13 protein-coding genes are annotated in these 26,869 nt (G+C 50.4%); 10 read left to right on the top strand and 3 right to left on the bottom strand.

Features of this window, described 5'->3' with window-relative positions; translation table 11 throughout:
• Window positions 1–224: 224 nt before the first annotated feature.
• The 6 genes from BMX22_RS02725 (at window position 225) to BMX22_RS02700 (ending at window position 16,734) form a co-directional block, all read left to right on the top strand.
• Window positions 225–8,546, top strand: a complete 8,322-nt coding sequence (locus BMX22_RS02725; protein WP_074740418.1) for a fibronectin type III domain-containing protein — start codon at window positions 225–227, stop codon at window positions 8,544–8,546.
• A gap of 16 nt (window positions 8,547–8,562) precedes the next feature.
• Window positions 8,563–13,581, top strand: a complete 5,019-nt coding sequence (locus tag BMX22_RS02720) for a leucine-rich repeat domain-containing protein (RefSeq protein ID WP_074740416.1) — start codon at window positions 8,563–8,565, stop codon at window positions 13,579–13,581.
• Window positions 13,582–13,805: 224 nt separating this feature from the next.
• On the top strand, window positions 13,806–15,299 hold the full coding sequence (locus tag BMX22_RS02715) for a DNA methylase (protein ID WP_074740414.1): 1,494 nt from the start codon (window positions 13,806–13,808) through the stop codon (window positions 15,297–15,299).
• A 15-nt stretch (window positions 15,300–15,314) separates the two neighbouring features.
• Window positions 15,315–15,674 (top strand): hypothetical protein, encoded by a 360-nt coding sequence (locus BMX22_RS02710; protein WP_074740412.1) that lies wholly within the window; start codon window positions 15,315–15,317, stop codon window positions 15,672–15,674.
• 20 nt (window positions 15,675–15,694) lie between these two features.
• Window positions 15,695–16,267: an MBL fold metallo-hydrolase gene (locus tag BMX22_RS02705; RefSeq protein WP_074740410.1), complete on the top strand. Its 573-nt coding sequence runs from the start codon at window positions 15,695–15,697 to the stop codon at window positions 16,265–16,267.
• Window positions 16,268–16,293: 26 nt separating this feature from the next.
• The gene (locus BMX22_RS02700) at window positions 16,294–16,734 is read left to right on the top strand and encodes a hypothetical protein (protein WP_074740408.1); all 441 of its coding nucleotides are present in this window, start codon (window positions 16,294–16,296) and stop codon (window positions 16,732–16,734) included.
• 33 nt (window positions 16,735–16,767) lie between these two features.
• Here BMX22_RS02700 and BMX22_RS02695 read toward each other — a convergent pair whose 3' ends face one another.
• A complete protein-coding gene (locus tag BMX22_RS02695; protein WP_074740407.1) occupies window positions 16,768–17,622 on the bottom strand; it encodes a patatin-like phospholipase family protein in 855 nt (284 codons plus the stop codon).
• Window positions 17,623–18,335: 713 nt separating this feature from the next.
• On the opposite strand from BMX22_RS02695, the gene BMX22_RS02690 reads away from it, so the two are divergent.
• A complete protein-coding gene (locus BMX22_RS02690; protein ID WP_074740405.1) occupies window positions 18,336–20,261 on the top strand; it encodes a dockerin type I repeat-containing protein in 1,926 nt (641 codons plus the stop codon).
• Window positions 20,262–20,314: 53 nt separating this feature from the next.
• Here BMX22_RS02690 and BMX22_RS15750 read toward each other — a convergent pair whose 3' ends face one another.
• Both BMX22_RS15750 and BMX22_RS02680 read right to left on the bottom strand, forming a co-directional pair.
• Window positions 20,315–21,598, bottom strand: coding sequence for a dockerin type I domain-containing protein (locus BMX22_RS15750; RefSeq protein WP_081349029.1), 1,284 nt, complete (start codon window positions 21,596–21,598; stop codon window positions 20,315–20,317).
• 346 nt (window positions 21,599–21,944) lie between these two features.
• Entirely contained in the window at window positions 21,945–22,709 is a 765-nt protein-coding gene (locus tag BMX22_RS02680; protein ID WP_074740403.1) for a hypothetical protein, read from the bottom strand.
• A 231-nt stretch (window positions 22,710–22,940) separates the two neighbouring features.
• Here BMX22_RS02680 and BMX22_RS02675 point away from each other — a divergent pair, with 231 nt between their 5' ends.
• The 3 genes from BMX22_RS02675 (at window position 22,941) to BMX22_RS02665 (ending at window position 26,868) form a co-directional block, all read left to right on the top strand.
• A complete protein-coding gene (locus tag BMX22_RS02675; protein ID WP_074740401.1) occupies window positions 22,941–25,307 on the top strand; it encodes an ABC transporter permease in 2,367 nt (788 codons plus the stop codon).
• A 15-nt stretch (window positions 25,308–25,322) separates the two neighbouring features.
• On the top strand, window positions 25,323–26,084 hold the full coding sequence (locus BMX22_RS02670) for an ABC transporter ATP-binding protein (RefSeq protein WP_074740399.1): 762 nt from the start codon (window positions 25,323–25,325) through the stop codon (window positions 26,082–26,084).
• 118 nt (window positions 26,085–26,202) lie between these two features.
• On the top strand, window positions 26,203–26,868 hold the full coding sequence (locus BMX22_RS02665) for a response regulator transcription factor (protein ID WP_074740397.1): 666 nt from the start codon (window positions 26,203–26,205) through the stop codon (window positions 26,866–26,868).
• Window position 26,869 lies beyond the last annotated feature (1 nt).

The raw sequence follows: 26,869 nt of genomic DNA, 5'->3' as shown, positions 1-26,869 counted from the left end.
TCATTTTTTCGGATAATGGCTGTATCAGCGCGTTACTGTGGTGACGTGCTGTTTTTTTGTACGTGCGGTCAGTTATTAATTGTATATTTATCTAAATATTCTACGTTGAGTAATCTATTGTTGTTGATTCTTCTCATTGACGTTTTTACCAATTTTTTGATATAATATATGTGTATTCTGCAAAAAACTCTTTTGCAGACAGATTCCGAAAAATGGAGGTTAATATGAGCAGCAGATTCAAAAAAGGTCTTTCTGCACTGTTGGCTGTCGTATCCGTTGTCTCGACGGGACAGTTCCATGCAGGCGCTGCCGCGGCTGCCGAAGCTGTCAATGAAGCAGCTTCTAAGATCGCGGGCGGCGATGTGAACGGCGACGGCAAGACCAACGACGCGGATGTTGACGCGGTGACGGCTTTCCTCGGAAAGACCGCAGCGGCAGCAGGTAAGGATTCCAAATTCGATGTCTACAAGGACGGCGCTGTTGACGCGCGTGACCTTCTCGCGGTAAGCCAGCTCGCGGGAGGGCTTGCTCCTGTCAAGCCTGAGAATGAGGCTTCGGGGGACACTGTGCGGATAGAGGTCGGCGATGCGGAGTGCGTTCCCGGCGAGCAGGTCTCTATTGATGTCAATATCATCGACTGGGACCAGAATATAGGCGCGGTCGAGCTCTATCTCGACTTCGACAGCAGCCTGAAGCTCGCAGAGGTCGACTGCACAGGCAAATACCAGTTCGTTTCCGATGGCAACAAGCTCAAGCTGTTCGGTCTGACAGAGTATGCCGATGTGTACCGCGGTACGGTCGCGACACTTAAATTCGACGTTCCCGATACGGCTTACGGCGACTACGATGTGAAGGTGAATTCCTGTGCCGTGTATAACGATAGCTTCCAGACTCTGAAGCCTTCGACCAAGGTGGGGCTCATCGCGGCTGATGTTACCGAAAGACCGCTGTATCTTGCTCCCTCATATACGAACAGCAAGTCGATGTATCTCACGTGGAGTATGCCGTATTGCAGCGGTGAGCTCGAGGGATATATCGTGTACCGCGACGGCAAGGAGATAGCGCGCGTCAAGGACTGCGGCTATTATGACGATGAGCTCGAAACAGGCAAGAAGTACCGCTACGAGGTGCAGGCTTACGGTGCGGACGGCTATCTTTCGGCAAAATCAAAGGCTGTAAGTGCTGCTCCGCAGGCTCCCGTGATAAGTGCGCTCGCGTTTGCGGATAATGCCAAGGTCATCGGCGGAAAGAGCGCGGACCTCCGTGCGACTATGGAAAAGACCGTGGACGCGGCTTCATACTCGCTTTCTTACCTTGACAGGCAGGGGATGGAACAGGTTATCTACAGCGGCGAGAACACTGCTGTTTCCGCTGCCGATATTCGCTGGAACATCAAGGAGGTCCCGAGCGGTGAGTACACTCTCACTTTCAGAGTCACCGACAGGGACGGCGCATCTGCCGAGAAATCGGTGACTGTGAACGTTGATACAGCTCCTCCCGAGCAGGTATTCGGCTTCGATGTTTTCCAGGGCGAAAAGGAAATGAAGCTCACATGGGGCATCGCTGCCGAGGCAAAGGTTGTCGGCTATAATATATACCGCCGCTCCGAAACAGGCACGTATAAGCTCCTCAAGTACATAGACAGCCGCGAAACACTCGAATACTCGGATAAGGACCTCGCCGAGGGCGATATCTTCTTCTATATGATGTGCGCTGTCGATAAATACGGTCAGGAGGGTATCTACTCGGATGAGAAGTCCGCTGCCGCAAAGGGCGACGAGACTGTCCCCGAGGTCACTCTATTCCTGCCCGAGAGTGGCAAGGTGCTCAGCCATTTTGTCACTGTCTCGGTCAAGGCTGAGGACAATATCGGCGTGTCGTCCGTTGCAGGCTTCATCTCCGAGGACGATGGCAAGACGTGGAGCAAGCTCTTCGAGGGTAAGGGCTCGTCTGTGAGCTACAGCTTCGATACATCTGTGTACGGGGAGGCTGACATAAAGCTTCGTGCCGCTGCTTACGACTATGCGGGCAATGAGAGCAAGGAGCTCGTACACATCTACGCTGTGGATAATGCAGGCCCCTCAAAGGTAGTGAATCTGCTTTCGGTCGCGGTCACTGACGTAACTGCTTCTATCGCGTGGGACGACGTCCCCGAAAATGATTTCAGCTACTTCACAGCGAGATACTATCCCACAGAGGATAAGGAAAAGGTCAGCACAGCTACGACTTCCACAACTCTCGGTATGAACCTTACGGGGCTAACTCCCGAGACCTCTTACACATTCGAGGTCGCGGCAGTTGACATCTACGGCAACGTGGGCGAATACTCCGAGCCATTCACATTTGTTACGGCTGCGGATACGGTCGCTCCTATCATAGCGGCTTTCGCTCCCGCTCCCGCTTACTTCAACAAATCCATCCCGCTCACTGTAACGGCTCAGGACGATTTCAGCGTTGCGAGCGTTGCGATACAGGCTTCGCAGTCCAACGAAAAAGATGCCAAGTGGAGCGATGTTGCCGTTATCAAAAACGAGAACGGCGGAGCTTACTTCAATGCTTCATATGAGCTCGACCTCACTCCGTATGCTGAGGGCAAGCTCTATCTGCGCGCATCTGCTTCCGATGCGGCAGGCAACAAGGGCGAGCTTTCGGCTGTATATGAGTATATCGTCAAGCGTACTGCTCCTGCGGCTCCGACGAAGTTCAGCGCTTCGGCTGACTCAAATGCTATCGAGCTGAAATGGGAGCCCTATGAAGATAAGACCGAGTCTGCTTATTTCTCGCTCTACAGAAGCGACAAGGAGGACGGCGAGTATGCCGCTATCCTCGAGAAGAGCAGCTCGCTCAACTACTTCGACAGGTCTGCCGAGACGGGTAAGACATACTTCTATAAGCTCACAGCTATAGACGCCGCAGGCAACGAAAGCGCGATGTCCAAGGCTGTAAGCGCTGTCCTCAAGGAGGACAAGGAAAAGCCCGAGATAGTGAGCGTTTCTCCCGCTGAGACCGAGGTCATCAGCACCGCAAACAACAAGGTGTCATCTCTCGTGAGCGATAATGTTAAGCTCGCTTCCGTGACAATGGAGTACCGTATCAGCGAAAACGACACCTTCAAGCCCTTTGTTGAGCTCAAGGACATCAACGACTATTACACTGTTGCCGAGGGCACTCTCCCCGAGGCTGCTCTCAAGGCTGAGAGCGTGGAGGTGAGGGTCAGTGCTGCCGACGGAGCAGGCTTAAAGGCTGACACGAAGACGGTCAAGTACACCGTCGACAACTCCTTCACCGATATCAAGGAGATAAAGGCAGAGCAGCTCTCCGACCATATCGCCCTCACATGGAAGGCGGAGGAGAACAAGCTCTCTACAGGCTACTACATCTATAAGAAGGCAAATACTGCTTCGTGGCAGCGTATCGGCTCTTTGGAGGTCGATGCCGAGAAAAAGGGCGAGTATGTATTCACTGACTACAGCGTCAATGCGGCGGGAACTCTCACCTACAAGGTCGAGGCATACTGCTCGAACGGCATAATGACAAGCAAGGAGACTGCTCCTATGCAGATATACACCGCTCCTGAGGCTTCACTCGCCGTGGAGAATGCACAGCAGAAGGGCGTCGAGTACATCTTTGACGCGACAGGCTGCCGCGACTACTACGGTATCGAGAAGATAGAGCTCGATTTCGGCGACGGTACTTCTGTCAGCGACACTTCTGCCGCTACTGCCAAGTTCGTGCATAAGTATACGGAAACAGGTACGTACACGGCAACTCTCACCTGCACGAACGAGCAGGGACTCGTTTCGACCTGTAAATGCGTCATCGACGTTATAGAGCGCGTTCTCATCGGTGAATCTACGGTATATGTGAAGACTACTGACGGCAAGCCCGCAGCAGGCATTAACGTATACGTTGACCTCGGCACCGAGCGTCAGAAGAAGCTTGCGACCGATTCAAACGGCAAGGTCACTTTCAGCACCGTCGCAGGCATACATACCATAGGTGTATTCGGAGACGGCTATCTTCCCGCCGAAAAGGAGTGTACTATCCTCGCAGGCAAGGGCAACAGCTTCTATTTCTCCGTTGTCGAGGAGGATATCGTCACAGCAGATTTCAAGGTCGAGCGCATGAAGCTCGATGAGATAAAGGCTGCGGGTATCGACATAACCGCTCCCGAGAACCAGCACATCGTTGAGGTTGAAGTGAACATCACCTATAAGGCTCACGAGCATGACAAGGGTAGGATGCACTTCTACGCCAACAGCAAGGGCGGCGTTGTCGGCGGCGGCGGCTGGGGCGGCAGCTGGGGCGGCGGAAACTGGGGCGGCGGCTCGGGCGGCTCCGTAGTTACCAAGCCCGTATATGTTAGTATTGACCCCGTCACAAACGAGGTAGACACGCTCATCACTATGACGGTCCCCGTTAAGGCGAGCTTCCTGAAGGAATTCTTCCACGCAAGCCTTACAGTCTACAACAATGCAGACCGTCAGTACACTATCTCTCAGAATGAAGTAAAGCTCAACCTTCCCGACGGGCTTTCCCTCGTCGAGACCGAAAAGAGCGACAGCGCTAACGTTTCGTTCGATGTTCTCGAGGGGCAGTCGTTCAAGGATATCGACTGGATAATCCGCGGAGACAAGGAGGGCAAGTACGACATCTCAGCCTCCTATTCGGGTCATCTCGACAGGTTCAACGAGCAGATAAATGCCGAGTTCACCCCCGATGAGCCTATTACCGTTTACGGCGAGAAGGCTGTAGCTGTTGATATCATTATCCCTCAGCAGCTCTTCGACAACCGCTTCGTTTTCGAGGTGCGCATGACGAATAACTGCCCCGTGGACGTATACTGTCCGAATACCGACGTCGGAGCTATCGTCTCCAGTGCGCTCGGAAACTTCAACAGCAAGCTCCCCTGTATCTACCAGAGAAGCATTAAGAAGGACGGCAGATACGTTAGGATCCTTGCGGCAGACGAAGCTCCCCTCGAGATACTCGAGCCCGGCTTCTCGTACAGCGTTATCTACGAGTGTGAGGAGGTATTCAACAGCATCGACGGCGTCGGCGAGGACAGTTTCTATGACAGCCGTCTTGATGTGGTCAAGGCGTCACTGAAGGTGCACAACGGCTCACGCATACCTGTTACGCTCAGCGTTGTTCCCAATACAGAGTTCATCATCGTTGACGAGATAAAGGAACTCGATTACGACCACGATACTCAGTTCGTACTCTTTATCACAGGCGGCAGATACGAAAAGCCGCTCAGGAATGCAACGGTTTCCTTCAACGGAACATCTGCGACTACCAACGAGGACGGCTATGTTGTTCTCGATATCCCGACAGACGGCGGAAATCACAATATGACCGTCACCTGCGGCGGATACAAGCGCAAGGTCATTCTTCCCTACATCGGCTATACCAATGGCATCGACTACGTACAGCTCGAATCCAACGGGCTCTATGAAGAGGAAGAGACAGACGAGGATAAGCACTACGAACCCGGCCATGTTTCGCAGGGGTATTCCGACGGTAAAGGCAATATCGCTACTCCCGGTGCATTCGGTGACCCCGAGGATGATACATATGCATGGGAGAAGTACAAGGGCTCGATGACTCTCGGCGACGCGTTCGAGTATGAGTTCAACGAGGATATCCCCATAGTGGGCGGCAAGACATTCAAGCTCGACAACCTCAACCTCCCCGTAACGCTCTCACTCGATGACGAGGGCTTCGCATCGCTCGTACTCATGGACGAGGACTTTGATCTGCTCGCTCACGGTGACGACGATGATGATGACGATGACGACGACGATAAGTCCATTCAGGAGGAGTTCAAGGAAGCTCAGAAGATAATCGAGCAGTACAAGGGCAAGACGATAAAACAGGTAGCCGACGATATAAAGAAGGCTCCTATCAAGAAGAATCCCCTCAACTTCAAGGAGGGTGATTTCAAGGCAGAGATGAACGTAATGGGTGCTCTGTCTGCAAGCTACGACCCGAAGAAGGGCTTTGCCGAGTGCGTCCGCACGGGCGGCATCGTGTTCCGCGGACAGCTCCTTATACAGTTTGAATTCAAGTATGAATGGGAAACGACCGTTGTGGTCGCTTCTATCCCGATCGCGATAAGCGTGGGCGTAGGTCTCAAGCTCAACGTGAACACATCGTTCACTATCGAGTGTAACGACGGCGACCTCGAGATAACAGGAAGCCTCTCGGTCGAGGCAGAGGTATCGGGCGAGGTGTTCGCGGGCGTAGGCGTCTCGGGAGCTGCCGCCGCAGGTGTATACGGCGAGGTCAAGCTCACTTTCTTTGTTACGCTTCTTTCCATTGTTCCCGAGGACAGGGGCCTGAATAAGATAACGTTTGAATATGAGGTCGGACTGAAGGCTTATATCGGACCGTTCGAGCTGAAAAAATCACTGCTGAGTCCCGACGACCCGATAGTCCTGTACTCTAAACGAAAACAGCAGCAGGGCAAGACTGCTTCGCTCGGAGGTCTGTACTCCGCACTGTATGACGAATCACTCTATAACCTCGCTGAGACTGCGGAAGGCAGCGTCTGGACTGCCGACAAGAAAACTCGGATATCAGGCGATAACGGCTATCTTGCACTTACCGAGCTCGCCGGCAATGCTCTCGATATGACGCAGATACAGCTCGAAGCTGTTGACGGCAAGCTCGTTATGGTATATCTCGACAGCGACCCGACCCGCGGTGCGGCAAATGCATACAGGCTCATGTATACCGTATACACGGCGGATAAGGGCTGGAGCGCTCCCGCGCAGGTCGACACCGACAAGACGGGCGACTATGCTCCGTATCTGTGGTCGGACGGCAAGAAGATGTACCTTATCTATCAGAATACGGCTGAGGGGCTTTCCGATAAGGCTGAGCTCACTGACTGGACAGCTGCACAGAATATAGCTGTTTCAGAGTTTGATGCAAAGAACGGAAAGTTCGGCAGCGTAACAGCTCTTACAGCTGACAAGGACGTCCTCGACATGAAGCCCGTTATTACGGCTGTTGACGGTACTGCATACGCAGTATGGGTGGCAAACAGCGAAAACAGCTACCTCGGCACAAACAGCTCGAATTCCGTTATGGTATCCGAGCTCGGCGAGAACGGCTGGAGCGCTCCCGAGGCTGTACTCGAAAATGCAAATGCTGTCACTGATCTCACGGCGGCTTCTCATAACGACCAGCTCTATATCGTTTATGTTACGGACGATGACAACGACCTCAGCACAGTGTCGGATACAACTCTCCGTACGATAAAGAGCGGCGAGGCTCAGCCGTATATCATTGCTTCGGGCAATGTTTCCGCTCCTGTATTCGCTAAGGCTGCTTCCGACAAGGCTGCTTGCCTCTACTGGCAGCAGAATGACAATATCTGCCGCTCGGAGAACCTCACGAATGCCGACTACCTCTTTGACGCGGGCGTTCCCGCAGTACAGGCAGGCTTCGAGATAGTGGGAGACCGCATCATCTGGACGGCTGCTGACGGCGAAAAGGCCTCTAACCTCTATGAGTCTGTTTACGACAGCACAACAGGGGAGTGGGGCGAGCCCGTCAAGCTTACCGAGCAGGGACAGTACCTCAGAAATGTAAGGGCGGCTTCGTTCGGCGACAGGATAGTTACCGTTATGGACAGGACGAGTGCAGTTGTTTCTGCTGAGGATGTGGCTACTTCAAACAGCATCGTTTCTCTCGATATCAGCAATATCAAAAACATCGCCCTCACTGACGTTTATTGCGATAAGGACGACTATAAGGCAGGAAAGACTATGCCCGTTGACCTTACCGTTGAGAACCGCGGCGACTGTGCTGTAAGCGGAGTTCACGTAACTGCCGCGGATGCTGACGGCAAGATAGTATTTGACAAGGTCATCGAGTGCGTGATACCCGTTAACGGCGTAAAGCACGTCAAGGCGGAGATAACTCCCGATACAGCGAAGGAATTCACATTCACCGTCAATACGGCCGACGACTCCGACTCCTTTGCCGATGATAACACTTTCAAGCTCTCGACTGCTTTCAGTGTGCTCGAGATATCGGCTGAAAAGACCGATAAGGACACACTCGCGCTCACAGTTACCAATAACGGTACGGCTGCGGGCTCTGACGAGATAGTTGTCTCCGAGCTCGTTACGGGCAGGGTGCTCGACACGGTATCGTTCAAGGACATTGCGGCGGGCAAGAGTGCAACTCAGAATATCGACCTTACCAAGTATGCAGTAACAACGGGCGGAATCACTCTCAAGGGCAGCGGTCTCTCTGCCGAGAAGGTGCTCTATAACGCTATGGAAGGCGTTGAGAGCGTGCCTGCCGAGTATAAGCCAGGTGATGTGAACGGCGACGGAAATGTCGACGCGAAGGACGCAACTATGGTACTTGTTTACTACTCCAAGGTCTCGACAGGCGGCGATGGCGGTCTCACAGACGACCGTAAGAAGGCTGCGGATATGAACGGAGATTCATTCATCGACGCAAAGGACGCTTCAGCGATACTTGCCGCGTATGCAGCTGCTTCGACAGGCGCCGTGACCAAGTAAAGGAGGAGATACACAAATGAAAAAACTGAATAAAAAGCTTATTTCCGCAGTGCTCAGCGCCTCGCTCACGGTGACATCATTCCCGTTTGCGGGAGCAGGCACTATTGCGGAGGATAATACAACGGCATTAGCTGAAAAGAATACATTCGCCCTTCCCTCGGAGCCGTCGGTCAAGACGGCAGACGAGGCGGCGGAGCTCCCTGAGTTCTCGACAAAGAAGGAAGAGAGCGGTACGCTGACTATCACTGCATACAACGGTACTGCTGCTGATGTCGTTATCCCCGATAAAATAGACGGAACTGCCGTCACTGCCATCGGAGACAGCGCATTTATGGGAAAGAACGTCACTTCGGTGAAGATACCGAGCGGTATCGTGACTATCGGCTACCGTGCGTTCCGTGACTGCGAACTGCTCGGGGAGGCAGCTCTCCCCGATACGGTGACCGATATCGGGGCTGAAGCCTTCTATAGCTGCGGCAAGCTCGTTACGGTCAATATGTCAAAGGGCATAAAGACGATAGGGGCAAATGCTTTTGCGGAGGACCCCTCTCTGCTCGGCATCGAGATACCGACAGGTGCGGAGAGCCTCGGCAACAGCTGTTTCCGCAACTGTGATGCGCTCTCGCGTGTTATCCTTCCCGACGGCATAACGCTCGGCAATGAATGCTTTGCATACTGCGACGGTCTCGAGTATCTGAGCCTTCCCGATAATGTGACATTCGGAACGAGCGTATTCTATAATTGTGCGGCTCTCAACAAGGTCATGTTTGAGGGCAGGACGGCGGCTCTCGGAGCAAACGCGTTCTACGACTGCAATGAGCTTCAGTATGTCGTATTCCCCGAGGAGCTCGGAGCTATCCCCGACAGCTGTTTCCACAGCTGCGACAAGCTCAAGGCCATATCTATCCCCACGACCGTAAAGACTATCGGCAAGAGCGCTTTTTCGTACTGCGGGGCTCTGACGGCGATACAGCTCCCTGACGGAGTTTCGCTCGATGATTCTGCATTCGCACGCTGCGGGGCTCTTGCGAAAGTCACGTTTGCGGGGCGCTGCGAGACGATAGGAAGCAGCTGCTTTGCGGGAACTCCTGTCACGGAGATAGCACTTCCAAAGGGCGTTAAGGCGCTCGGTGCATCTGCATTCTCGGAATGCGGCAAGCTCGAAAAAGTCAGCTTTAACAGCGACCTTGAAACCGTCGGAGGATTTGCTTTCTTCCGCTGCGGGGCACTCACGTCGATAGTTCTTCCCGACAGCGTAACGACTGTTGGAGCCGAGGCTTTCCGCGACTGTACGGGGCTCACGTCCGTGACTGTCCCCGACAGCGTTACGGAAATGGGCGGAGGATGCTTTGCAGGCTGCCGCGCGCTCGCTGATGTTAAGCTCAGCAATGAACTGACCGCGCTCCCGAATTATGAATACGGCTTCTTCCAGAGCTGTATATCTTTGAAGAGTATTGCTCTGCCAAAGAAACTGACTTCTATGGGCTCATATATCTTCTACGACTGCAATGCACTCGAGAGCATTACTATCCCAGACGGAGTTACGGCTGTGTCCGACTACGCTTTCGGCAGCTGTGATGCTCTTGCCGAGGTAAAGCTCCCCGCGGGACTGACATCTATAGGCTCATATGCATTTACCGACTGCCCTGCGATAAAGTCTGTGGTGCTTCCCGAGTCTCTCGAGACAGCGGGCGAGCGTATTTTCAACAACTGTACGGGGCTTGAGAGCCTTACCCTTCCCGCAAAGATGACTGTCATCAGCAATGGTATGTATGCGGGTATGAAGGGGCTCAAGGAAGTTACCATTCCCTCGGGTGTCACCGAGATAGGGGAGAGCGCCTTCCGCGACTGTACTGCGCTTGAAAAGGTTACTATCCCTGCGACCGTCATCGAGATAGGAAATGCTTCGTTCTACGGCTGTACATCTCTCAGCGATGCCGTCCTTCCGAAGGGGCTGACGGTAATTCGTTCCGAGCTGTTCAGAGGGTGTACTTCGCTTACTGCGATAACGATACCGACAGGCGTTACGGAGATAGGCAGTTCGGCATTCTACGGGTGTACATCTCTTGAAAGCATTGAAGTTCCAGCCGGAGTAACAAAGGTACAGAGCTGGGCGTTCGGAGGCTGTACAAAGCTCGCGTCTGTCAAGCTCAACAACGGGCTGGAGCTCATCGGTGAGGGTGCATTTGCAAGCTGCAAGTCGCTCACTGCTTTCACTATGCCCGATTCCGTTACAGAGCTCGGCGGAGCTGTATTCGAGTTTTGTTCGGGGCTCAAAGATGTCACCATTTCCAATAAGGCGGAGGCTCTCCCAAACAGATACTACGGTTGGTATAACAGCGACCACAACGGTATGTTCGAGGGATGCACCTCGCTCGAAAAGATAGTTATCCCCGACAGCGTCAAGTCTATAGGCTATGAGTGCTTCAACGGCTGTACGGCGCTGACTGACATAACGCTCTCCAAGAACCTTGAAACTCTCCTCGGAGCTGAGTTTTACAACTGCAAGGCTCTGGAGAAAATAACGCTTCCCGCTTCGCTGAAGTCTGTTTCGGGCAGTATGTTCGAGGGCTGTGACAAGCTTTCGGCTGTTGAGTTTGCAAAGGAGTGCAAGCCCGAGAGCGTCGGAGCTCGTGCTTTCGCAAATTGTATTGCTATCAAGAAGATAACTCTTCCCGACAGCGTTGCGGCAATCGGAAATGACGCGTTCAACGGCTGTACATCGCTTGCTTCGATTACCATTCCCGCACCTCTGGCAGAGCTGCCCGAGCGATGCTTCAACGGATGCTCGGCACTTGAAACAGTCTCTTTTGCCAAGGAGCCCGCTCTTGCAAAGATAAACGGCTCTGCTTTCTGCAATTGCACATCGCTGAAGTCGATAACTCTTCCCGAGGGCATATCTGAAATGGGGACGGGTGTATTTACGGGGTGTACGGCTCTTACGAGCGCAGTGCTCCCGACGACGCTGACTGCTCTTGCACCAAAGACTTTCAGCGGCTGCATATCGCTTGCAAGCGTTGCGCTGCCCGATGCAGCAACACTTTTGCCCGAGGGATTCTTCAGCAACTGTACCTCTCTCAAAGAGGTAAAGCTCCCGAAGGCGCTCGTGACTATAGAGGGACTGGCATTCCAGAATTGTACGGCACTTGAGACTATCACTATCCCGAACAACGTGAAAACTATCATGGCAAATGCGTTCATAGGCTGCACCGCTATGAAGTCGGCAGTCGTGCTCAACAATGTATCGTCGATAGGTGAGAAAGCGCTCGGATACGGTGCTGAAGGACTTGTTGAAGGCTTCACTGTAAAGGGCTATTTCAATTCCATTGCCGAGGACTATGCAAAGGCTAACGGCATACCTTTCGAGCAGTACGGAACAAAGGACTACAGCAAGCTCTGCGTCGGATACTACATTGACGGCGAGAGCGTAGTCATCACTGACTGTGACCCGAAGGCTGAGACCATAACTATCCCCGCAACTATCGAAAAGCTCCCCGTGACCAAGATACAGGCATTCGCATTCAAGAATTCCGCGATGAAGAGCGTTGTCATCCCCGATTCCGTTACGACTGTCGAAAAGGGCGCTTTTATCAGCTGCACTAAGCTTGAGGCTGTGACGCTCCCCGCTGCTGTGACGGCAGTGCCCGAGAGCTGCTTTGAGGGCTGTGCGGCTCTCAAAACAGTAAAGCATTCCAATACGATCACAAAGATAGGTGCAAATGCTTTCAGCGGCTGTAAGTCACTCGTCGGCTTCACTGTTCCAAAGGCACTGACAGAGGTGGGCGCAGGCTGCTTCAACGGCTGTGCTTCACTCACAAAGGTCGATCTCACACTCGCGGAAAATGGCTTTAATATCCCCGCAAATGCGTTCAAGGGCTGCTCGGGGCTGACAGAGGTCGTATTCTCCGACAATACAGGCAGTATCGGCGAGTATGCCTTCAACGGCTGCACCTCGCTCACGGCTGTCAAGCTCGGAGCAGGCGGCAGACGTGACCTCGGCAAATACGCATTTGCAGGCTGCACTAAGCTCGCAAGCTTTGATTCTTCGGCTTTAAACGGTCAGCTCAATATCTACGACGGTGTTTTCCTTGATTGTCCCGCACTTACCGATATAACTATTGAAAAATCAAATTATTGCTCCAATGACGGCTTCAATCATCAGATAGGCTGGAATACCGTGACTAACGAGGCGGGAGAGAAGAGCTATGTTCTTACGCCTGATATGACTATCCGCGGTATGGTAAACTCCGATACTGCCGCATATGCAGTCAAAAACGGGATCAAATACCTCCCGACAGGCGGAGTTGATTATACCGAAGAGGAAGACCATATCGTGATCGACAAGTGGACCGAGCGTTACTGGTATATCACTGTTCCCTCGCAGATAGCGGGTAAGCCCGTTACCGTCATCGGCAAGAACGCGTTCAAGAACGTCGGTGACCTCGAGGACGTTGTGCTCCCGAACACATTAAAGGAGATACAGAGCGGCGCGTTCATGAACTCGTCGGCGAGAGATATGACTATCCCTGCCTCGGTCGAGAAAATAGGCAGCAGGGCGTTCTTCGGCTCGCGCTTCGAGGCGTCTTACCTCCGCGGTGAATTCGCTGTGGTGGGTGACGGCATACTCTGCAAGTACAACGGCACTGCCGAGGAGGTAGTGCTCCCCGAGAATGTCAAGCGGATAGGCGAGGACGCTTTCGCTTACTGCAATTACGTTACATCGGTGACGGTTCCCGCAGGTGTCACGGAGATATGCGCGGGTGCGTTCTACAAGTGTACACGACTTGAAAAGATCGAGCTTCCCGATGCGCTTACAAGTATTGATGTCGGAGCTTTCACAGGCTGTACGTCGTTGAAAACAGTGACGACGGGCAGCGGTATCGAGAGCATCAGCGATCTTGCATTCAGTGATTGTACCGATCTTTCGGCATTCTATGGGTATGCAGACTCATTCACGGCTTCATTTGCAAAGTCACACGGGTATTACTTCGAGGCTCTTCCCGAAAAGTCCGCAGAAGAAGTTCCCGCCGAATAATTGCAATATTACAGAGAAACGCCCTGAACGCAGGGCGTTTCTGTATTTATATAGGCAACACCGCACAAAGCCCGCCTGAAAGCTTTGTACTGGATATGCTTGCATATTTTCCGTGGCTTTTTTGGGGGGTTGACATTTTCGGACGGCTGTGATATAATAAAAATTGTAAAAGAACAAAAGTTCTTATATGACTGAAAGTGATTCTTACATAAAGGCGGTGAAATATGGACAAGGTATATATTGCTATCGACCTCAAAAGCTTTTATGCTTCGTGCGAATGCGTGGAGCGCGGGGCTGACCCGCTGGATGTCAACCTCGTTGTGGCTGATATGAGCAGGACGGAAAAAACTATATGCCTTGCTGTTTCTCCGCCTCTGAAAAGCTATGGCATTTCAGGCAGAGCAAGGCTGTTCGAGGTGATACAGCGTGTGGAGGAGATAAACAGAGAGCGTGCGCGGAAGGCTCCGCATGGACGGCTCACGGGCAAGAGCTGTATTCGGTCGGAGCTTGATGCGGACGCCTCACTTGCTGTCGATTATATCGTAGCACCGCCGCAAATGGCTCACTATATGAAAATTAGTGCGCAGATATACGGGATATATCTGAAATACGTCGCTCCCGAGGATATATTTGCCTACTCTGTCGACGAGGTGTTCATCGACGCTACGGGCTATCTCGGCATCTATAATACGGACGGCCACGGCTTTGCTCGTATGCTGATACAGGATGTGCTCGCGTCTACGGGCATCACTGCTACGGCAGGCGTAGGCACGAATATGTATCTCTGCAAGGTCGCTATGGATATCGTTGCGAAGCATATCCCTGCGGATAAAGACGGTGTGCGTATCGCTTGCCTTGACGAACAGACCTACAAAGAAAACTGGTGGTCGCATACGCCGATAACGGACTTCTGGCGGGTCGGCAAGGGTATCGCGTCGCGGCTTGATGGGCTTGGTATCCATACTATGGGTGATATTGCGAGCTGGTCGCTCGACAGGTATCATATCGGGCGGCTGTATAAGGCTCTCGGCAAGAATGCGGAGCTCCTGATAGACCATGCATGGGGTGTCGAGCCTACCAATATTGCCGCCGTTAAGGCATATGAGCCCTCAAGCAGCAGTATCACTTCGGGTCAGGTATTGCAGGAGCCGTGTAATTACAGCCGAACCCGCCTGATCGTATGGGAAATGGCTGATATGCTGTCACTTGATCTGGTGGACAAGGGGCTGGTCACGAATCAGATAGTGCTTACGGTCGGATATGACCGCGAAAGCCTTGCTGACGGGCAGTTCAGGGGAGAACTCACCACTGACTATTACGGCAGAAAAATACCCAAGCACGCTCACGGTACGCAGAATCTCGATAAACATACCTCGTCCACAAGAAAAATGACAGAGGCTGCTCTTGAACTTTTTGACCGCATCATTGACAGACAGCTGTATGCAAGAAGACTCTCGCTCGTTGCCTGCAATGTTATACGTGAGGAGGATATCCCCGAGAGCGAGAGCTATGAGCAGCTTAGCCTCTTTGATACGGAGGAAACGCTGAAGTCTCGCAGCGACGGCGAAAGAGCACTTGAAAAGGAGCGTGCCTTACAGGAGGCTATGCTCACGATAAAGCACCGCTTCGGGAAAAACGCCGTCCTGAAGGGGAAAAACTACACTGATGGAGCGACGGCGAAGGAACGTAACCGCCAGATTGGTGGGCATAAGGCTTGAATCGGAGTGATATATTTGCCAAATTCATTTATCTTGAAAATAAAGGAAGAACTTTCAGCTAAACCAAAACAGCTTACCAATACTTCTGTTTGGCTGTTTGTCGCTGTTAATACTGCAAGGGCGTTGATATGCAGCACGAATAAAGACGATCTTTCAAAGGTTTTTAAGGATTGCCAAAGTGTAGGAGAAATACAGCAAAATTTTGATATGATACAAGGTATCTATGCCAAAAAATTCAACCAAAAGAGAAATTCAGTATATAACTATCTCAGCTCACTTGTAGCATTCTTTCCTGACAAGGTGCTTGATGATAGTGACCGCAAATTGATAGAGGAATACAACAATATAGACGAATATCTTGTCTATGAAATGTAAAAAACATTGAGGACACGTTGATGATTACACTTAGATACGGTAACACAAATACATTCTTTCTTGAAGGCGGTCTGCTAATTGACACCGACTATGCAGGAACAATACAGAGCTTTTATCGCACTATCAAAGTAAACAATATCCATGTGAGTGATATTAAATATGTCCTTGCCACTCACTATCACCCTGATCACATGGGGCTGATAAGCGAGCTTATGAAGCAGAATGTAAAACTTCTGCTTGTAAACACCCAGCAAGAGTATGTTCATTACTCTGATAAAATATTTATGCGTGAAAAGCACTTACGATATGAAACGATTGACGAAACAAAAGCGGTCATTATTTCATGTGATGAAAGTCGTGAATTTCTGCAAAATCTCAAAATTTCAGGCGAAATAATATCTACACCGAGTCATAGTCCCGACAGTATTTCAATAATTTTAGATAATGGATGCTGTATTGTCGGAGATTTAGAACCTCTTGAATATTTAGAAGCGTATGAAGATAATGTGGCTCTGAAAACGGATTGGGATAGGATTTTGGGTTATGAGCCAAAGAAAATTATATATGCTCACGCAAATGAAAAGATATTATGACCTATCAAACAGAATGGAGAATCTGTATGTCCGATCAGTATGACGATATAAAACACCTCACCCGCCCGCAGTATGACGATTTTCCGCCTATGTCAATGTCCGACAGGGCTGCACAGTTCAGTCCGTTTGCTGCTCTTGTAGGATATGACGCTGCCGTTGACGAGACTGCAAGACTGACAGACAGCCGTGCCGAGCTGTCCGAGGATGAGATAGAAGCACTGAACGAGGGGCTGAACCGCCTGCTCGATATGCTCGGGGAACAGCCTGAGGTCAGGGTGACTTATTTTATCCCCGATGAGAGAAAATCGGGCGGAAGATATGCTGACAAGGTCGGTACGGTGAGAATATATGACAGCTATTTCAACGAGCTCGTTTTTACCGATGATGTGAGGATAGCGGTCGCGGATATGTATGCTGTTGAGATACTCGGGAATAATGACGATAAAAACAGAGGGAAGTCCTTTTGACAGGGCTTCCCTCTGTTTGTATGGCTATGCTTTTTATTCTTGTCCGAGGAATCTGCGCAGCTCCGCAAGGCTTGCTCTTGCTGTGTTCCTGCCTGTGCGGTAGACCTCGAGAAGCTTGTCCGTATCGTGTTCTATGTGTCCTATGGGAAGTTTCTCGGGCGGCGCTATAACAAAGGCTCTGCCTGCTTTTTCAGCTGAGCTGATATAGTGAAGCTCGTCGTTGTACATTTTCGGGCGCTCGGCAAAAGCGCGGACAAGCTCGGGATACTTCCTGCCGTAGCGCAGCTTCACAAGGCTGAGAATACGGCTCTGAGCCTTTACGTAGCCGCGCGGCTGAGTGAGTATAACGACGTTTCGCTCGCAGCCTATGCTCTCCATGAAGCGGAGCGGTATAGAGTCGGAGATACCGCCGTCGAGGAACTCGCGTCCGCCTATCCTGACTATCCTTGAAGCAAGGGGCATAGAAGCAGACGCGCGTATCCACTCGATGTCGTCGCCCTTTGCTGTTCGGCAGTTGTGGTATACCGCCTTGCCTGTATTTATGTCGGTTGCGACAACGTAGAACGACATCGGGTTCGAGTCGTAGGTATCAAAGTCAAAGAGGTCGAGCTTTTCGGGAATAGTGTGGTAGCAGAACTCTGCACCGAACACGTCGCCTGTACGAAAATACGAGCTCCAGCTGCAATAGCGCTTTTCATCGTGGAAGCGGAGATTATAGCGTATCGCGCGTCCGTTCTGACCTGATTTATAGTTGCATCCGAAGCAGGCGCCTGCGGATACACCGACAGATTCGTCAAATACGATACCGTTTTCCATAAGTAAATCTGTGACTCCTGCCGTGAAAAGACCGCGCATAGCACCGCCTTCCATTACAAGTCCGAATTTCATATTATTCCTCCAGAATTTAACTAAAAATGTGACGCAAATTCCCCATATTATAAAGAATTTGCGCTCGCAGAACGGAGTTCGGGACAATAACCGCCTAACGGCGGTTATTGAGGACTCATTAATTAATGTCTGCTCAACAACAAAAAAACGGCTTTTCTTTGCTTTTTAAAGCCGTTTTTTTGTTGTCAAAGTACAAGAAAGAATTATGATATTGATAATTTTTCTTGCACTTTGTTTTGCCATTTATGGCAAAATGAGCTTGACATCAATTAATGTGACGCGCAAATTCTTTATAATAAAGGGAATTTGCGCTCGCAGAACGAAGTTCGGGGCAATAACCGCTTAACGGCGGTTTATTGAGGACACATTAATTATAGCGGAATTTGCGGATTTTGTCAATATATTTTTGATTCGCCGACTAAATCTTGTAACCGATACTTCGTTTTTTTTTTGCCGTATCAATAATCGGTGAAAAGATTTCGGTCTGTGCCGAATCGAAAATGCGTGAGATTGTCCGACAGTGCATAGCTACATCAATAATTGAGAAATATCAATATTTTTTTGATAAATGTTTTATATAGGCACTGAATATCAACTATTTTACGATTTTTGTCAAAAAATGTTTGACAAGTTCACAAAACTGTGATAAAATATTATTAACTTATATTGCAACGTAAAACTATTTACTAACAGGATGCGTTTAAGGAGGTCGTATGAATGTACTAAAAAGCATAGTCCCTTTTTGTTTGTCAGCAGCTTTGATCGTGCAGTCGGTCCCGTCTTTCACAGCTCACGGTGAAGTCTTCGCTGACGACCTGCTCGTAAGCCGAGTAGGTGATCTTACTTTCCGTTATATCCCCGATCTGCCACGCAAAGGTGAATGTACTCTGGCTTCTGTGTCCGACAGCTCCGATAATATCACGATCTCAAGCCACGATACCCTTGAAATACCCGAGAAGCTCGGAAGATACACCGTTACTGCTTTAGGCTCCGATTCAAATTCAATAACAAGAAATCCCGAGAATTCAAAAGTTAAGCTCACTACTGTCAGGCTGCCGCATTCGATACGTGAGATACACGCTTTTTCTCTGCACGAAGACCGTATCCCGTTCCTTGATACGGTCTATATCGACTTCGCCGAACTTGACCAGGTCGAACGGTATTCGTTCGGGTATACACCGAGGCTCGGTGAGGTCTGCGTATATGATGCTGTCGATGATGCCTACTATCCCACTTCTGACGATATTGACAAGTTCCGCGAGCTCGTCAGCATTGAAGGGGTGAGATTCTCGGCTATCCCTGAAATATCTAACGGCTATATGCTCGCGGAAAGTGAATACAGGAGAGAGCCGAGTTTGAACGGCAGACTTGAATTCCTCAATGAACTCGGACAGTCAAAATATGAGTATAACGTTGCGCTGATGTATGCGGAGGAGATAACCCATAAATACGGATTCGACGATCCCGCACTCAGCAAGGTACAAAAAATGGAGATGATCACAAACTTCATCCGTGCCAATACAAGGTACTCTGTGCTGTATACCTATGATGCCGATCCAGAAAAGGCAATGAGACTCGAAAACCTCAAGAACTCACCCACTTCGGCTATTGCTTTTCATTCGGCTGTATGCGGCGGCTTAGCCTATGAGTTCGATATACTCAGCCGCGTCAGTATCGGTGACGAAACTGCGACACGTGACCGTGACCTTCTCTGCGTCCGTCTCCCCGGTCACGTTGTAAATGCTGTCAGGGTCGAACATACCGATGATAACAAAGGATACTATGTCGTTGACAATACTCTGGCTGTATTTATGCAGTGTGCGGGGGATGCGGCGAGTCATTTCAATGATGTATTGGATACTTACCTCTATGATTATATGGCGTATTATTCCGATGAACACAATGAGATAGAGGTCGTCAAAGATACTGCTATGTTCTGTGAGGGGATATCGTTCGTTTTTCTCCATGACGAAACAGAAGGTGCTCTGCACATCGAAATGTGTGAGAAAAACTCGAACGGAGCGAAGGATCTCTTCAACATAATGTCCTACGATGAGACTGAACCTGAAACATTCCTTGAACAGACCCCGCTGACAAAATATCCGCGGACATCGGGAATGAACCTCTATATCGACAAATCTAAAACATATGATATGATAATATCCAACTCAAAGGGAAGAGCTGTATTCAGTGCTGACGGTGTTCACGATTTTACTCTCGGTGATACGGAATATCAGTGTTCGGTATCGTTTGTCAGGTACAATACTCCGACTAAGTACGGTATTGTCAATCCCCACACCTCCGAGAACGGATATTTCGATATCACGATAAAGCAGCTCAGCGAGGACCCTTCGCCCGATGCTTACACGACTACTACAGTTCCGCACAGGTCAACAACGACAACAACTGTCTCTGCTCCCGTACTCTACGGCGATGCTAACTGCGACGGAAGGATAACTGCTTCGGACGCGGTGACTATAATGCTGTATATCGGCAACAAGGATAAGTATCCGCTGACTCCTCAGGGGAAACTCAATGCTGACTGCAATAATGTCGGCGACGGTATTACCGCGAACGATGCCCTTGCAATACAAAAGTATGACGCAAAAGTCATAGACAGTCTGCCTGAGTTCACGTGAAAGCCGTGTATATATTGAAAAAGATGCCTCCCGTATGGGAGGCATCTCTCTTATCATTTATTTAACTGCTTATCCATGTATTCTTTCATGCCCTCGACCTGACCTGTTGTGGTCGATGCAAGTGCGTAGTAAGAAAGGATAAAGGAAGCGTCCTTAGCGTCTATCTTGGAGTCGAAGTTGACATCTCCTGCGAGCTGCTGAGTATTGGTGAAGTCTCCTGTTTCGCCTGTGGACATCTTTGAATACTCGACGAGTACAAGTGATGCGTCCTTAGCGTCTACCTTGCCGTCGCTGTTCACATCTCCGAGCATATAACCCTCGCTTGATGCGATTTTGAGCTTGCCTGCCTTGAGGACAGCGTCGAACTCGATGCCGTCGTAGCCGCTCTCAACTACGTGGAATCTGTCGAGCTTCCACTCGTATGTACCCGGCTTTGCGTTTGCGGGGATCTTGATATCGAACTTGGCAACAGGCTTGGAAGTGTCGATCTCCTGGGGCTCGCCCGAATCGAGAGTGTCGCAGTACCATGTGCCGTTGAGCTCTGTATACTCGGGCTTTGTCGATATTGCCGAACATCTGAGGCTCGTCATTGTTGCTGTTGCGCCTGCGATAGGAAGATTATCGTCGATTACCTGTGCAACGAACTGACCTGCCTTGCGGTTGCTGCCGTTCTCGCACATAATGTTGACTGAAACAGTTTCACCCGGTTTGGCTTCTGCATCTGCGGGGGTGATGATGAACTTATCATCGATCTCGCTGTCAGAGGGGGCTGAGGATGACTGGCTGCTCTTGACTGTGAGCTTGCCTGTCTTGAGGACAGCATCGAACTCAATGCCGTCATAGCCGCTCTCAACTACGTGGAATCTGTCGAGCTTCCACTCGTATGTGCCTGGCTTTGCGTCTGCGGGGATAGTGATATCGAACTTGGCAACGGGCTTGGAAGTGTCGATCTCCTGAGGCTCGCCCGAATCAAGGGTATTACAGTACCATGTGCCGTTGAGCTCGGAGTACTCGGGCTTTGTTGATACTGCTGTACATCTGAGGCTCGTCATTGTTGCTTTTGCGCCTGCGATAGGAAGATTTTCGTCAATGACCTGTGCAACGAACTGACCTGCCTTGCGGTTGCTGCCGTTCTCGCACATAATGTTGACTGAAACAGTTTCGCCTGCTTTGACTTCCGTATCCGCGGGAGCGACGATGAACTTCTCATCGATCTCGCTGTCGGAATCGGCTGCCGCAGCGGTAATGCTGTCAAGGCAGAAGGGCTGAGTTGCAGGAAGCGATGCGAATACAGCTGCCATCGCCATCGTGGATGCGAATAATTTTTTGATTCTCATGGTTTACCTCCCGAAAAAAAATATTTTACAGTTTGATTATACCATATGTCCGAACATAAGTCAATCATAATATGCTATCTTCTTTGTGTATTCTTTTTCGCCGCAGGGACGGTCCGTGTTTACGATGCAGAACAAATTTTCCTTGTGAACAGCTTCGTGTATGCTCATTGAATACACTAATGAATGACTATACATATTATAGAACATTTTAAGCAAAAAATCAAGATGTTAAATGATTTTTTGTGGATAATGCTCTCGCTTTTACTCCATAACGCCGTTCAGTGAGGCAGTATATGGATCAGATGATCTGTATCTGTTGTATCCGCAAGCTATTCGGGGCTGTTACCTATTTCGGCTCTTTCCCGATGAGCTTTATAATATCGGCGTCATACGCTTCGGGGTAAAGCTCCTTGACTCTTTTGATTATCTTCAGCCATGAATCGTGCGGAGATTCACCGTATGCAGCTGTCACTCTGTCATATCCCCATAAAGTCTCGGGCGGAAGAAGCACTGAGACGGGCATACCGTATTCCGCGCCTTTCTTGTTTTTGCGCCTGTGGAAGTCAGCAGTAACAAGATACATCTTCATCATCAGGTCTGTTGTTATACCCGGGAAATTCTTTTCGCCGCCTTTACCGAAGCCTGCAAGCTTTTTAAGATCGGTAGTTAGGATCTGCTTGTCTGCCCACACTATATCTCCGTCGCTGTCGGTATCGGTGAGAATGTCCATTATCAGCTTCTCTCGACGGTTGGCTTTGCTGTCCTCCCATGCCGAGTCGAAGTCATAGCCGTCGCGTCTGTAATTTGCGAAATAAGGCAGCCATTCAAGACTGATGAAGCCTGCCTTTTTATCGAAGAACTTGCCGTATGCGACCTCGTGCCCTGCGGCGATCACCTCTCGCCACTCCCACGGGTCCTGCTCTTTGTCACCTGTCCACCAGAAGTCTGCCGAAACGTGCTCTTCTACGGAAAAACCTTTTACCTCGCTGCCAAACAAAGGCAGGAATCCCACTTCTTTTATCCGTTCCACAAGCTCTTTCGGACTGCGTATCCTGCGTGGGTCGTCTTGGGATAGTCCGAGCACTACCCACTCACCGTTTTCAACTAACATGATCTGCTCCTGATTCTTTCTATAGATTCTGACAAAAAGTCGCACTTCGCATCTTCAGCATGATATTTCTGCGGTGTTGCCTTAATTGTCACATTGATAAGTACATATTTATTATACCATATGTCCGTGTAATTTACAATAGCAGGAGTTGGTATCATAATATCACTGCTGCATTTAAGGATTGCTTAATAATTCACGTGTTATGATTAGAGCACGGAAGGAGATGGAGATATGTACTTCAATATTCTGAAAAAAGACCTCAAACGCAAAAAAACAATGAATCTGATAATCCTCATATTCGTTATACTCTCGTCGATGTTCTTCTCGTCGAGTGTGAACAATATCGTTTCCGTCATGGGAGGAGTCGACCGCTTCCTCGATATGGCGGGAATGAAGGACTATTTCGTTATGATAGCTGAGCCCGACGATGGTACGCCGTTCGGAGACCTGCTCGATGAATGTGACGATATCGGGAGCTACGTGCGCGAGCCGTTCCTGCTCTGCGATTCGGAGATGATAAGACACAACGGAAAGGTCATGAAAGGTATCGGCTCGATGAGCATGATAAATTCTGCCGACGAAATGTGCGTGACCTGCTTCGACAAGAACAACGAGCCCATAACCTCCGTTGATGAGGGCAAGGTCATGCTGACAGCAACTCTCGCAAACAAGGCGGGGATAAAAGAGGGTGATACGCTCGAACTCGATATTTACGGAGAAAAGCTCGAACTCGAAATGGCGGGCATATGCAAGGACGCTATACTCGGCAGCGATATGACCGACAGTCCGCGCTTCATCATCTCGCCCGAGGACTACGCCAAGCTCTACAGCAATGACACTGTCCGCAGGACACTGCGCTATGCTTCGTATATAATCGAGACCGACGCTCCCGATGCTGTTAATGATATTATCCTTTCATCCGGCGGATGTCTGCTGGGCAGCTCGAGAAGTCTTTTAAAGATGACGTTCATTATCAGCATATCGGTCGCAGCGATAATCATGGTCGTCAGCATTTTTCTCATTCTGATATCATTTGTAGTCCTTCGTTTTACTATCGGTTTCACTATACAGGAGGAGTTTCGCGAGATAGGCGTCATGAAAGCTATAGGATTGAAGAACAGCTCCATTCGTGCGCTGTATCTTGGGAAATATCTGGGGATAGCTGTCATAGGTGCAGCGGCAGGCTTTTTCGCGGCGATACCGTTCGGCAGGATGATGCTCAACACTGTCAGCGAAACTATGGTGCTTGGCAATGACCACCCTGTTCTTATCGGTATCATCTGCTCTGCGGCTGTAGTAGTGCTGATCCTGCTTTTCTGCTGGAGCTGCACCGCCAAAGTAAGGAAGCTCTCGCCGATAGATGCGGTCAGAAACGGGCAGACGGGCGAACGCTTCCGCAAGCACAGGTTCATGAACCTCGGGAAGAGCCGTCTCGGAGCTTCGGGTTTCCTTGCGCTCAACGATGTTCTCAGCAGCCCAAAGCAGTCGGGGATACTCACGGTCGTGTTCACGCTCTGTGCGCTGCTCGTAATGGTACTCTCAAGCACTGCCAAAACGCTTGCGAGCGACGAGCTCATTTACATCATCGGAGTTACAAGGAGCGATGCTTACCTCGATATACATTCGGGTACGCGCGAGATACAGAACGGTTTGAAATCGCTCGATGAAGTTGAACGGGGGATAGAGGAAAAGCTCGAGGAAAACGGAATGCCGTGCAGTGTGCGCGTCGAGTGCCTACACGCCGCTTCAGTGGAATTCGAGGGCAAGGTATCAACGTGCACATTCCTCCAATGCCGCGACACAAAATGCTCTGACTACGTTTACGGAGAGGGAACTGCTCCGCAGTATGCCAACGAGGTCGCCCTCGGGTATGCTGCGGCTCGGGAGGTCGGAGCAGGAGTCGGTGACGTTGTCGATATCACGGTAAACGGAAAAAAGGAGAAGTTCGTTGTCACGGCTCTTATGGATTCCATGAGCAATATGGGCAAATGCGGAAGATTCCATGAATCCTTTGATATCCCCGACAGCAGCATTGATCTTACCATGGCATATCAGATAGACTTCAACGACCGCCCCGACAAGAAAACGACAGATGAACGCATAAAAAAGATAAGTGAGCTCTACTCTACGAACAGAGTTTACAACTGTGCAGACTACGTGGACGATTCGACAAAGGCGTCGGGTGCTATCGGCAGCGTAAAAAATCTCACAATGACGGTTTCGGTCATGATAATTATACTGATAAGCGTATTGCTTGAAAAATCCTTTATATCGAAGGAAAGAGCAGAGATAGCTCTCGAAAAGGCGATCGGGTTCAGGAACCGTTCGGTCGTCGGGACCCACGTCCTGCGCTTCATGATCATAGCCGCTGTTTCCGTCATTATAGCAGCTCTGCTGAGTGCTCCTGCAACTAAGCTTGTTATGGATCCGCTGTTTGCTTTGCTCGGAGCGGTAAAGGGGCTGAATTACGACATCGCCCCTGTTGAGATGTTCATTGCTTATCCGCTCATCGTTATGATCGCTGTCGCATTAGGAGCTTTCATTACAGCACTCGGCACGAACGGGATAAAGCCCTCGGATACTTCAAATATCGAATAAAAAGGAGAAAATGCTATGAATAACACTATCCTCGAAGTCAAGGACCTTTGCAAGACATACATCATTAACAAGAGGCAGAACAACGTTCTGCGGAACGTCAGCTTTCAGGTTTCCGAGGGCGAAATGGTCGCCGTCATGGGACCGTCGGGTTCGGGAAAATCAACACTGCTCTATACCGTCTCGGGCATGGACAGAATGACCGCGGGCAGGGTGATGTTCTGCGGCAGGGACATAGGCAAACAGAGCGACAACTCGCTCGCGAAAATGCGCCTCGACGATATGGGATTCATCTTTCAGCAGATGTACATGATGAAGAACCTGTCAGTCCTCGACAACATCATTCTTCCCGCTGTCAAATCCGACAAGATAAAGGAATCGCGCAGGGAGACGGTATCCCGCGCAAGAGAGCTGATGAACAAGCTCGGTATCAGCGAGACAGCCGACAGCGATATCAACGAGGTCTCGGGAGGTCAGCTCCAGCGCGCGTGCATATGCAGAAGCATGATAAACCGTCCGCAGATGATATTCGCTGATGAGCCGACGGGAGCTCTTAACCGCACCGCTTCCGACGAGGTGATGGCGGAGCTCGAAAAGCTCAACAGCGAGGGTACTACTCTCATGCTCGTTACCCACGACGCTAAAGTCGCGGCGCGGTGTACCCGTGTTCTTTACATAGTTGACGGAAACATAAAAGGAGAGTATAATATAAACAGAACACAGTCACTCCGCGACAGAGAGCGGGCTCTCAATAACTGGCTGCTGGAAATGGGCTGGTGAGAGGTGCGATGCTGCATTGGACAGACAGCGGTGACTCTCACAGGACCGCTCGGTATGAACAACTTGCTGCCGCGGTCTTGTATGGAAGACTCTTTATATTTGCCTGAATGGAGGACTTATGGTCGATATACTTATCGTTGAGGACAATAATGAGCTCTGCGGACTGCTTTGCGAATTCCTGCGTGCGGAGGGCTATGTCGTGAGCTCGGCTGATACGGGAGAAAAAGCCTTGTCCCTGTATGAAAAATACGGGGCAAGGCTTGTCCTGCTCGATATAAACCTTCCTGGGATAGACGGATTTGCGGTCTGCAAGCGCATTCGTGCTAAGGAAAATACGCCAATAATCATTCTCACTGCCCGCTGCGACAAAGAGGACAAGCTCAACGGCATCGTCCTCGGTGCGGACGACTACATCGAAAAGCCCTATGATATTGATATCCTCATAGCCAAGATTAAGGGCATTTTCAAGCGCCGCCTCGCGATAGACGCAGTGACGGAAAATGATATCACTCTCGACCTCGTGAACGGTACGGTTACCAAGAACGGCTGCCCTCTGACAATGACTGCAAAGGAATTCGAGCTGCTGCATTTGCTCATAGAGAACAAGGGACAGACACTCACAAAGCAGATGCTCTTCAACAGGATATGGGGGGCAGACAGCGAATCCGAGCCGCAGACACTGACAGTTCATATCAAGTGGCTGCGTGAAAAAATAGAACCCGCCCCGAAGAACCCTACACGCATATTGACCGTATGGGGCAAGGGATACCGCTGGGAGGGCTGAG

Origin of the sequence: Ruminococcus sp. YRD2003 (assembly GCA_900109435.1) — a bacterium.
Taxonomy (GTDB): Bacteria; Bacillota; Clostridia; order Oscillospirales; family Ruminococcaceae; genus Ruminococcus; species Ruminococcus flavefaciens_G.
This window is presented reverse-complemented; position numbering and strand designations above follow the sequence as displayed.